General features: G+C 73.1%; 9 protein-coding genes. 1 reads left to right on the top strand and 8 read right to left on the bottom strand.

Annotated features, from left to right (window positions below; all coding sequences use genetic code 11):
- Positions 1-279 precede the first annotated feature (279 nt).
- Positions 280-621, top strand: coding sequence for an RNA polymerase-binding protein RbpA (locus KBX08_RS24860; RefSeq protein WP_091398247.1), 342 nt, complete (start codon positions 280-282; stop codon positions 619-621).
- Between the two features lie 87 nt (positions 622-708).
- On the opposite strand, the gene KBX08_RS24855 is transcribed toward KBX08_RS24860, so the two are convergent.
- From KBX08_RS24855 to KBX08_RS24820, 8 genes are all read right to left on the bottom strand, one after another.
- Positions 709-1236: an FxsA family protein gene (locus KBX08_RS24855; protein ID WP_210785788.1), complete on the bottom strand. Its 528-nt coding sequence runs from the start codon at positions 1234-1236 to the stop codon at positions 709-711.
- Between the two features lie 68 nt (positions 1237-1304).
- The gene (locus tag KBX08_RS24850) at positions 1305-2114 is read right to left on the bottom strand and encodes a polyprenol monophosphomannose synthase (RefSeq protein ID WP_307850646.1); all 810 of its coding nucleotides are present in this window, start codon (positions 2112-2114) and stop codon (positions 1305-1307) included.
- Between the two features lie 34 nt (positions 2115-2148).
- Positions 2149-3843: an apolipoprotein N-acyltransferase gene (lnt, locus tag KBX08_RS24845; protein WP_247670010.1), complete on the bottom strand. Its 1695-nt coding sequence runs from the start codon at positions 3841-3843 to the stop codon at positions 2149-2151.
- A gap of 488 nt (positions 3844-4331) precedes the next feature.
- The gene (locus KBX08_RS24840; protein WP_210785786.1) at positions 4332-5348 is read right to left on the bottom strand and encodes a glutamate mutase L; all 1017 of its coding nucleotides are present in this window, start codon (positions 5346-5348) and stop codon (positions 4332-4334) included.
- Positions 5349-5388: 40 nt separating this feature from the next.
- On the bottom strand, positions 5389-5796 hold the full coding sequence (locus KBX08_RS24835; RefSeq protein ID WP_210785785.1) for a hotdog domain-containing protein: 408 nt from the start codon (positions 5794-5796) through the stop codon (positions 5389-5391).
- A complete protein-coding gene (locus KBX08_RS24830) occupies positions 5793-6548 on the bottom strand; it encodes an OAM dimerization domain-containing protein (RefSeq protein ID WP_307850645.1) in 756 nt (251 codons plus the stop codon). The genes KBX08_RS24835 and KBX08_RS24830 overlap by 4 nt, the downstream gene beginning before the upstream one ends.
- Positions 6545-8104 carry a lysine 5,6-aminomutase subunit alpha gene (locus tag KBX08_RS24825; protein ID WP_210785784.1) on the bottom strand — a complete coding sequence of 520 codons (1560 nt, stop codon included), beginning with the start codon at positions 8102-8104 and terminating at the stop codon, positions 6545-6547. The genes KBX08_RS24830 and KBX08_RS24825 overlap by 4 nt, the downstream gene beginning before the upstream one ends.
- A complete protein-coding gene (locus tag KBX08_RS24820; protein WP_210785783.1) occupies positions 8101-9666 on the bottom strand; it encodes an amidohydrolase in 1566 nt (521 codons plus the stop codon). The genes KBX08_RS24825 and KBX08_RS24820 overlap by 4 nt, the downstream gene beginning before the upstream one ends.
- Positions 9667-9670: the final 4 nt, after the last annotated feature.

The following is a 9670-nucleotide window of genomic DNA, read 5'->3' as shown; positions in this document are numbered from 1 at the left end:
GTGCCGCTGGCCCGCCGCGGCGCCGCCACTCCCGGGGACGCCGCCTGACGCTCGGGGCGCAACCGTCGGTAGGCTCGGGCGGAAAACCTCCCCGGGGGCAGCGGACACACCCCGTTGTCCCGACCCGCCTGGGGATCACCTCACCGGGTGAGCGTCCCGGCCGGCTACCCTTGGTCCCGGCCCACCCGTGGACGCCTCACGCCCTCGGGCGGGAATGGCTCGACGGGGACGCACCGTTACACCCAGAAGACCAGCACCACGAACGAGGGGAAGTCGATCATGGGCGAGCGTATGCTGCGCGGAAGCCGCCTTGGCGCGGTGAGCTATGAATCCGACCGCAACACGGAGCTCGCGCCGCGTCAGACCCGCGAGTACCTCTGCGCCAAGGGCCACCAGTTCGAGGTGCCGTTCGCCGTCGACGCCGAGGTCCCGACGACCTGGGAATGCAAGTTCGACGGCAGCGTCGCCCGACTCGTCGACGGCAACGAGCCGGAGCAGAAGAAGGCCAAGCCGCCGCGTACCCACTGGGACATGCTTCTGGAGCGGCGTTCCATCGCCGAGCTGGAGGACATCCTGGAGGAGCGCCTGCAGGAGGTTCGGACCCGCCGCGGCCGCGCCTGAGCCGCACGACGCACGATGACGGCGCCCCCGGGGTTTTCCCCGGGGGCGCCGTCATGTCTGTCCTCAGCGCGGTAGGTGGCCCGGTCTTCAGTGCCGGCCGGGCTCGACGATCTCGCCCTCGATGGCCCGACCGCCGTCGACCACCGGCTGTTCCGGCTGTGGAGTCGGTTGCGGGGTGTGTTGCGGCGCACCTTGGCGCACCCGCACCGTGCGGGGCCCGAACAGGTCACCGGCGACCATCGACGACACCCGCCGCTCGGTGGCGCGGCGCACCCCGGCGCGGGCCAGTCGACGCACCGGCGGCACCAGCAGCAGCAACCCGACCAGCCCGCTGACCAGGCCGGGCACCGCCAGCAACAGCGCGCCGGCCAACCCGACGAGCCCGTCGGTCACCTGCCCGCCCGGGGGCTGCCCGGCGGCCGCGGCGGCGCGGAAACCACGCCAGGCGCGCATCCCCTCGCGGCGCAGCAGCACCAACCCCAGCAGGGACGCGGCGAACACCAGCAACACCGCCGCGCCGAACCCCAGCGCCCGTCCCACGCCGACGAACACCGCCAGCTCCAGCACCACCGCCAGCAACAGGGCCAACGGCACGAACCTCAGTCCTCGGCGCATCTCACCTCATCGCCATTCCTGCGGACACCACGGACGTGTTCCGCTCATCCAGCATGACACGGCCGCGCTCACGGCCACCGTGCCTGGCCGGTGGCGGTGCCGTGCAGGCCCCGGCGTACCGCCTGGCGCCGGTCGCGCACCCCCCACGCGGTGATCCGCCACAACGCCTCGGCCACGATCTTCGGGCTCATCTTGCTGTCGCCGCGTTCCCGCTCGGCGAAGGTGATCGGCACCTCCACGATGCGCACCCCGGCCCGGTGCGCCAGCCGCGACAGCTCCACCTGGAACGAGTAGCCCTGCGACGTCACCGACTCCAGGTCGATGGCGTCCAACGCGCTGATCCGGTACACCCGGTAACCGCCGGTGGCGTCCGAGACGGGCATTCCCAACGCCAGGCGCGCGTACAGGTTGCCGCCACGCGACAGCAACAGCCGCCGCAGCGGCCAGTTGAGCACCCGCGCGCCGCTGGTCCACCGGGACCCGATCACCACGTCGGCGTCACGGGCGGCGTCCAGCAGCGCCGGCAGGTCCTCCGGGGCGTGCGAGCCGTCCGCGTCCATCTCCACGACCGCCTGGTAGCCACGCTCGCGCGCCCACCCGAACCCGGCCAGGTACGCCGCACCCAGGCCCTGCTTGTCGTGGCGGTGCATCACCTGTACGTGCGCGTCGCCGTCGGCGAGGGCGTCGGCGATCGCGCCGGTGCCGTCGGGGCTGTTGTCGTCGGCGATGAGGATCTGCACCGCCGGGGCGGCCCGCCGGACCCGGCCCACGATCACGGCGATGTTGTCGGCCTCGTTGTAGGTGGGGATCACCACCAGCACCCGGCCCACCCCGGGCACCTCGTCCGCGCGTCGGATCGTATCGGTCGCCTGGATCACGGTTCCTCCGCTCCCGCCGGCGTACCGGCTGTTGCTATCCGGGCCTGACCCGCTGCCGCCGGCGCAGCACCGCCGCGCCGACCAGGGCCGCCGCGGCCAGCGCGGCGAGCGCCACCTCGGGCCACCAGCCGAGGCGGGTGGCGAGGGTGCGTCCGTCGTCGAGCCGCAACTGCCGCACCACGACCTCCCGGGTGTTGAACCCGGTGGCATCGCTTACCCGCCCGTCGGGTGCGACGAACCCGGACACCCCGACCGTGGAGGCCATCAACGCCGGCCGTCCGTGCTCCACTGCCCGCAACCGCACCATGGCCATCTGCTGGCGGGCCTCCGCCACGTTGAAGGTGGCGTTGTTGGTCTGCACCACCAGCAGTTGCGCGCCGCCGGTGACGGTGTCGCGGACCACCTCGTCGTAGGCGACCTCGAAGCAGATCACGTCACCGAGCACGGCGGGGCCGGCGCGTACCACGCCCGGGGTGCTTCCGGGCACGAAGTCGTTGCGGATCAGGTCGACCTGCTTGCTGACCATGCGGGCCACGTCGCGCAGCGGCACGTACTCGGCGAACGGCACCGGGTGGCGTTTCGTGTACAACTGCTCGAGGTCCGCGCCGGTGCCGGGGCGCCACAGGATGCCCGCGTTGCGGACCTGCCCGGCGTCGGGGCCCAGCAGGACCGCGCCGACCAGGATCGGGGCGCCGATGGTGTCGGCGGCCTGGGAGATGCGCGCACCGGCGGTGGGGTTGCGCAGCGGGTCGATGTCGCTGGAGTTCTCCGGCCACACCACCAGGTCGGGTCGCCGCTGTTGCCCGGCGGCGACCCGCTCGGCCAGTTCGATGGTGGCGTCGACGTGGTTGTTGAGCACCGCCTGCCGTTGGGCGTTGAAGTCCAGGCCCAGCCGGGGCACGTTGCCCTGCACGATCGCCACGGTGACGGTGGCGCCGGACCCGGCGGTGGCTACCGGAACCAGCAGACCCCCGGCGGTCAGCGCGACGGCCACGACGGCCGGTACGACCACCGGCGTCCACCGCCGCCCCGGCGCACCCCCGGCGCGTGCAGGGTCCTCCAGCGGGCCCTCAGCGCCCGGCACGGCGTCGCTCGCCGTGGTGGTGGGCTCAGGTGCGGGGCGCTGGGCGGTGACCCAGCCCCGCCAGACGGCGGTGACCAGCAACCCGCCGATGAGGGCCACGACGAAGGTGACCAGCGGGGCGCCGCCCAGCGCGGCCAGGCGCAGCAGCGGCGAGCTGTCCTGGCTGAACGCCAACCGCCCCCACGGGAACCCGCCGAACGGGGTGCGGTCGCGCAGCGCCTCCTGCCCGACCCAGAGCAGCCCGGTCAGCGCCGGCCACGCCCAGCGGGCGCGGTCGACCAGCGGCGACACCCAGGCGGTGGCCGCGCCCAGCAACGCCAGGTAGCCGGCCTGAAGCAGCGACAGCAGCACCCACGGCAGGTAGCCGGTGTGCAGGTTCGTCCAGGCCAGCAGCGGGGCGAACAACGCCACCCCGGTCAGGAAGCCCAGGCCGGCGCCGGCGCGCAACCGCCGCCGGTGCGCGGCGGCGGCCAGCAATGCCACCCCGACCGGCGCGAGCGGCCACACCCCGTACGGGGGGAACGCCACCAGCAGCGCCAGCCCGGCGGCCACGGCCAGGGGCACGGCGACCCGCAGCGGCAGCGGCCGACCGGGAACGACCGGCCGGGGCAGCGCCGCCGGGGTGTGCGTCTCGTCCCGGTCCAGGGTCGTCACCGCTTCACCTCGATCACGGGGCGAAGGTTACCTGGCTGGCGGGTGCACCGGCCGCGTCGGGCCGTCGGGGACGAACCGCCCGGTGGACATGAAATCGGGGCGCGGCTCGCGCCGCGCCCCGATGCTCCCAGGCCCTTCCCGGCCGGTGTGGCGAGAATGGGGCACGACGACCTTCGGACCGACCGGACGTGGACTGGCTGCCCCCGCCGGGCCGTTGTCTACTGGCCGTGCACCTCACCCTGCCCGTACACCGGTAACCGCGGCCGGTTCGCGCCGCCCCGCCGACCCCCGCCCGCTGGACCTGGCCGCCGCGACGATGACGCTCAAACATGTCACTCGGCCAGCGGACGAAGGGACGAAGCGAACAACAGCCGCTTCCCGTGGTAGGACTCAAAGACGGTACGTGCCGACCCCCGTCGGTTGTCAACCCGCAGCCGGCCTGTCGTGTGTTGCGACACGGCGTGTCGGGTCGGCGAGTCTCAATGCGTCCGCAGATGCTGACGCAGCAGCGCCTGCGCGGTGCCCCGGTGCTCCTCGGCGAGCAGCCCTGCGGCGGCCAACACGTAGTCGGCGTCGACCACCGCCGCGGCGGCGCGCGGCAGCGCCCACCCGCCGGCGTGGTCGGCCAATACCGCCGTCAGCACCTGCCCGGACACGTCCGCCGACGAGTGCCGCAACACCCCACCGGAGCCCACCAGCATCCGCACGTCGCGCAGGTCCCGCCCGGCCCGCTCACCGGTGGCGGCGCCCCGGGCGTGCCGGCGCAGCGCCACCGTCGCGGCGAGGGTGGCGAGGCGCCGGTCCACGGCCCGCTCGACGTCGTCGACGGCCAGCAACGCCGGGTCGGCCGCCCGGCGCGCCGCGGCAGCACCCAGGTCGTCGGCCTCACCGGCGGTGAGCAGCCGCTCCTCCGCGGCGGCCCGCACCACCCCGGGGGCGCTCCTCCGCAAGCCCAGGTCGCCCTCCACGGTGCGGGCCCGCCCCAGGCTGCCGGCGTCCTCCCGGCCCGGCCCGGTGGCCCGCTCGTCGGGCGTGAGCACCGAGTACACGTCGGTGGTGGCCCCACCCACGTCGACAACGGCCAGGTCGCCGCCGAGGGTGTCGGCGAGCACCTCCACACCGGTGAGCACCGCGTCGGGGGTGGCCGCCCGCAACGCCGTCAGGTCGGCGGCGTCGAGCCGCCCGGCCGCGACTTGCACCACGTGCGCGCCGGCGGACAACCCGACCCGCCGGCCGGCCTGAGCGGTGACCAGCGGCTCGTAGCCGATCACGGCCAGGCGCAGCCCACCGCCGGCCGACGAGCACACGTACCAGGGAACGTCGCGCACGCCGAGCCCGGCGGTGGCCGCCGCGACCGCGGCGTCCAGGCCGTGCAGCACGTCGGTGCCCACAGTGGTGGGCGCCGACGCCGCGCCGGCCAGCACACCGGCGGCCAGGTCCACCACCGCCACCTTCGTGTACGTGGAACCGACGTCGGCGCAGACCGCCAGGGTCACGAGTTTCCCTGTTCGCGACTGCGGGGCTCGCAACCCCGGCTCACTCCTCGCGACTCACGCTGGCGGCGGGGACGACCACGGTGCCGGTCGCGGTGACCGCCACGATCGGCGGGTCGAGGACCTCCGCGGCGGACGCGGAGCGGTCCGGGCGACCCCTACACACGACCGCGCAACTCAACTCCAGGGTGCGGCTGCGGGTACCCAGCCGCGCCACCCGCGCGGTCACCTCGACCACGTCCCCGGCATGGACGGGCGCGTGGAACCGCACGTCGGCGTACCCGGCGAACAGGCCCTCGTCGCCGTCGGTGCGGATGCACACCTCAGTGGCGACATCGCCGAACAACCCCAGCGCGTACGCCCCGTCGACGAGGTTGCCGGCGTAGTGGGCGTGCGAGTACGGCACATACCGCCGGTGCGTCACCGTCAACCCGAGCCGTGCGTCGGTCATGCCATCGCCTTCCGTTGCGTGATCAGGGCGTGCACGAGGTAGCTGGCCACCTCACCGGGCGTGGTGCCCCGACCGAAGATCCGGTCCACGCCCAACTCGTCGGTCATCGTCTCGTCGAAGCGGGGACCACCGACGATCAGCAGCGGCCGCCGCCCCGCCGGCATCGCCTCCCGGAACGCCGCCGACATCTCCCGGGTGTTGTGCAGGTGCGCGTCGCGTTGGGTGACCACCTGCGACACGAGCACCGCGTCGGCCTTCTCCGCCCGGGCGGTCTCCACCAGCTCCGGCACGCTGACCTGCGCGCCCATGTTGGTGACCTTCAACTCCCGGTAGTACTCCAGGCCCTTCTCCCCCGCGATGCCCTTGACGTTGAGGATCGCGTCGATGCCCACCGTGTGCGCGTCGGTGCCGATGCACGCCCCGACCACCGACAACTTGCGCCGCAACCGCTGCTTGATCACCGTGTTGACGTCCTTCGCCGACAGCAGCGCGAAGTCACGTTCCACCACCTGCACGGCGCCCAGGTCGACCAGGTGGTTGACCCGCCCGTAGACGACGAAGAACGTGAACCCGTCGCCCATCGGCTTGGCGTGCACCACCATCGCCGGGTCGATGCCCATCTTGTTGGCCAACTGCACCGCCGCGCCCTCGGCGCGCTTGTCGTGGGTCACCGGCAGGGTGAACGACACCTGCACCATCCCGTCACCGGTGGTGTCCCCGTACGGGCGCACGATCTGCTTCTCCCCGCTCACGCCGCGGCCTCCAGGATGTCGGTGGCCGGGTTGCAGTAGTCGGCCTCGTGCGCGGCCACCCCGGACAGGCCCTTGCCGCGATCCGCGGGCCGCTTCATGATCCCGAAGGTGCCCTCGGCGATCGCCGTCAGCAGCGTCTGCTCCCCGATGCGGTCCAGCAGGTCCAGTGCCTCACCGAGGACCTGGTTGGCACGACGGCGGATGAACCCGCCCGGCGCCGGCACGAAGTCCTCGTGCAACCCACCGGCCGCGCCGAGGACGTAACGCACGTTCTGCAGGGCGATGTCCCGGTCGGACAACCACGGCGTCACCACCGCCTCGGTCATCATCCCCACAAGCAGAATGCCCTGACCGGTCAGCGCACCGGCCAGGTTGAAGAACCCGTCGAGCAGATTGCCCCGGAACACGTCACCGGTCATGTGCTTCGTCGGCGGCATCCACTTCAACGGCGCGTTGGGGAACAACTCCCGGGCCAGCAACGCGTGCGCCAACTCCAACCGGAACGACTCCGGCACCTCCGGATTGATCTCGAACGCGTGCCCCAACCCCAACTGCCAGTCCGCCAACCCCGCCTCGTGCGCGAAGAACTCGTTGAGCAGCTGCGACACCGTCACCGTGTGCGCCTCGTCGACAGCGTCGGCGGTGGTCAGGTAGTTGTCCTCACCGGTGTTGATGATGATCCCGGCGCGGGCGTGCACCTGCCGGGAGAACCGCTGGTCGACGAACGTACGCACCGGGTTGATGTCGCGGAACAGGATCCCGTACATCGAGTCGTTCAACATCATGTCGAGGCGTTCCAACCCGGCCAGGGTCGCGATCTCCGGCATGCACAGCCCGGACGCGTAGTTGGTCAACCGCACGTAGCGGCCCACCTCCTTCGACGACTCGTCCAACGCCGCACGCATCAGCCGGAAGTTCTCCTGGGTGGCGTACGTGCCCGCGAAGCCCTCCCGGGTCGCGCCCTCGGGCACGTAGTCCAGCAACGACTGCCCGGTGGAACGGATCACCGCGATCACGTCCGCGCCGGCGCGCGCCGCCGCCTGCGCCTGCGGAATGTCCTCGTAGATGTCACCGGTGGCGACGATCAGGTAGATCCACGGCCGCTGCGCCGGGTCGCCATGGCGCTTCACGAGGCGGTCCCGCTCGGCGCGCCGCCGGTCGATGCGCCGAATGCCCGCGCCGACCGCCTTACGCGCCGCCGACCGGGCCGCCGTGGCCGCCCGCCCGGTGGGCTGGGTGAACCGCACCGACCCGGCTGCGGCCTTCTGCGCCAGCAACGTCACGTCGGTGCTGCCCTCGCGGACCAGGGCGTCGAACACCGGCACCGCCACCCCGTGACCCAACCCCACGTCCGCGGCCACCGCGTCGACGAGCCGGTTCACCCACGGGATGCCGTCCGGGTCGGCGCCGGTCACCCCGGCCAACCGCAGGACCGCCCGCTCCACCGACACCGTGGTGTGGCTGCGCGCCAGGTCCACCACCGGCTGCCCGGCCCGACGCGCCAACTCCCGCGCCCGCGCCACCAGCACCGGATCAAGATCAAGCTTCCCGGTCATGACGACCCTTCCTCGTAGATGACCTCACCGCGCAGCACCAGACGCCGGCACACCGGCAACGGCGTCGGATCGTCCGGACCCCGCGCCTCCGGGTCCTCGGCCTGCAACACCGGCAGACCCCGCTCCACCCCCGCCGGCGTCGACCACACCGCGAACGTCGCCGGCGCACCCAACGCCAGGACCCCCTCGACGTCCAGGTGCACCGCCCGCCACCCGCCCCGGGTGTGCGCCGCGAACGCCGAGCGCACACCCATCCGGTGCGCCGGGTTGTGGTGCGCCACCGCCGCCCGCACCGACCCCCACGGGTCCAGCGGCGTCACCGGCGAATCCGACCCGAACGCCAACGCCACCCCCACCGAGTGCATCGCACCCATCGGGTTCGACTCCAACGACCGGTCCAACCCCAACCGCGTCTCGTACATCCGGCCCGCGCCACCCCACAACCTGTCGAACGCCGGCTGCATGCTCGCCACCACCCCGTACTCCACGAACCGCGCGATCAACGCCTTATTCATGATCTCCGCGTGTTCGATGCGGTGCCGGGCCGCGCGCAACCGCTCCACCCCCACCGTCCGCGCCGCCGCCGCGAACCCGTCCAGGACGGTGCCGATCGCCGCGTCACCGATGGCGTGGAACCCGCCCTGCATACCGTGCGCCGCGCAGTCCAACAGGTGATCGCGCACCTGCTCGACCGACAGGTACCCGTGCCCGCAGCCGTCACCGTCGCCGTACGGCCGCGACACGTGCGCCGTGCGCGAGCCCAACGCCCCGTCGGCGAACAGGTCCCCACCGGCGCCGACAGCGCCCAACTCCCGGGCCCGCGCCGCACCACCCAACTCACCCCAGTACCCGTACACCTCCGGCAACCCCGCACCGGAGATGCCCAGCAAACCGGTGAAGTCCTCCTCGTCGGAGATCTCCGGGCCACCACACTCGTGCACCGCCGCGATCCCCAACGACGCCGCGTGGGCCAGCGCCACCCGCTGCGCCGCGACCCGCTGCGCCCGACTCACCGAAGCCTGCGCCGCCGCCCGCACCACGTGGTGCGCGTCGCGCCGCAACCAGCCCGACGCGTCGTACCCGGCCGCCTGCACCGCCTGCGGGCACGCCGCCAGCAACGCCGACGACACCAACGCCGAATGGATCGACGCCTGCGACAGGTACACCCGCCGACCACCGGCCGCCCGGCCCAGCGCCGCCGCGTCCGGCAACGTCGGATCCGACCAACCCGACTCGTCCCAGCCATGCCCCAGCACCACAGCGTCCGCCGGCAGACCCGCCGCGAACCCCGCCACCGCGTCGAGCAACTGCCCCGCCGAGCGCACCCCGGACAACGCCAACCCGGACAACGCCAACCCGGTGTCGGTGGCGTGCACATGCGCGTCGACGAACGCCGGCGTCACCAACGCCCCGCCCAGGTCCACCACCCGATCGGCCGACGGCGCGTCACCGTCGGTCCCCAACCAGGCAATCCGCCCACCGGACACCAGCAGCGCGGTGGCGCTCGGGTCGGCGGGGCAGTGCAGCACTCCACCGCGATACAACGTCGAGGGGTTCGTCATGACC

This window comes from Micromonospora sp. H61 (genome assembly GCF_018070325.1).
Classification (GTDB): domain Bacteria; phylum Actinomycetota; class Actinomycetes; order Mycobacteriales; family Micromonosporaceae; genus Micromonospora; species Micromonospora salmantinae.
This window is presented reverse-complemented; position numbering and strand designations above follow the sequence as displayed.

Coding starts and splice junctions, on each gene's coding strand:
- KBX08_RS24835 (WP_210785785.1), bottom strand. CDS start 5,796: ATGACCGACGCACGGCTCGGGTTGACGGTGACGCACCGGCGGTATGTG.
- KBX08_RS24825 (WP_210785784.1), bottom strand. CDS start 8,104: ATGACCGGGAAGCTTGATCTTGATCCGGTGCTGGTGGCGCGGGCGCGG.
- KBX08_RS24820 (WP_210785783.1), bottom strand. CDS start 9,666: ATGACGAACCCCTCGACGTTGTATCGCGGTGGAGTGCTGCACTGCCCC.
- KBX08_RS24860 (WP_091398247.1), top strand. CDS start 280: ATGGGCGAGCGTATGCTGCGCGGAAGCCGCCTTGGCGCGGTGAGCTAT.
- KBX08_RS24855 (WP_210785788.1), bottom strand. CDS start 1,236: ATGCGCCGAGGACTGAGGTTCGTGCCGTTGGCCCTGTTGCTGGCGGTG.